The following is a 991-nucleotide window of genomic DNA, read 5'->3' as shown; positions in this document are numbered from 1 at the left end:
GCTTTGTCCGCAAAGAGGTCAGTTAGACGGAACATAGCGAATGGCTGCTCTGAGCCCAAAGCAGTCGGGAGATCTCTTTTACTTTGGGGTCGATAAGCGGTCATGGCTTTTTGGATGGCTAGGTCAAACAGCTTTACAAGCGTTTCATCGCTAGAATTTACGATGCACACTATGCGACTTCTCTAATCTGACGTAACTTGCCGAAATGCCAAAGCCGAAGATCAGAAAGCTTGCTGCCATCGTTTCGGTCGATGTCGTTGGTTACTCTCGTCTCATGCAAATTGATGAAGAGGGAACTCTTGCGCGGCTCGGAGTGTGCTTCGACGGCATCGTTTCGCGCCGGGTCGCAGCGCATCACGGGCGTGTCGTCAAATCAATGGGTGACGGCCTATTGATTGAGTTTCCTACGGCAGCAGATGCGGTTGCCTGCTCGTTGGAAATCCAAAAAGTCATCGCGGAACGGGAAGCCGACTTCACCGATGACTTGAAAATAACTTTTCGCATCGGTGTAAACATTGGCGACATTGTTGTCATTGGAGATGACATTTTTGGGGACGGCGTGAATCAGGCGTCACGCCTTCAAGAAATTGCCGAACCAGGTGAGCTTTGTATCTCGGGCAGCGTGTTTGATCAGGTCAAAGACAAAATTGAGCATCCCTTTGTAGACCTAGGTCATCGAAAGTTAAAAAACATTGTTCAGCCTGTCCGAGCTTATCGTTCGACTTTGACGGCTGCAGGTGAAGAGACCAAGCCGATTGGCTGGCCGTTCCTCACAGCTGCAAAACGTGAACCGATCACTGCAGGTGGATGTCTTTGCGGAGCCACTCGATACCAGGTTTGGTCTCAGCCAGTTGCAGTTGGCTTTTGCCATTGCAGACACTGTCAGCTGGCTCTTGGTTCACCATTGAATGCATGGGCAATTTTTGAGAAGCAAAATGTGACATTCGAAGGCGAAGAACCGGGTTTGTACGCCTCCTCAAAGCTTTCTGAG

At 49.9% G+C, this 991-nt stretch carries 1 protein-coding gene; it reads left to right on the top strand.

Annotated features, from left to right (window positions below):
- Positions 1-205: 205 nt before the first annotated feature.
- The coding region (locus ACR0B7_RS20985) for a GFA family protein (protein WP_480682383.1) at positions 206-991 on the top strand (786 nt) is incomplete at its 3' end.

It is taken from the genome of Ruegeria sp. BB6 (genome assembly GCF_056539385.1).
Note: the sequence above shows the minus strand (reverse complement) of the source record. Positions and strands in the feature narration are given on the sequence as shown.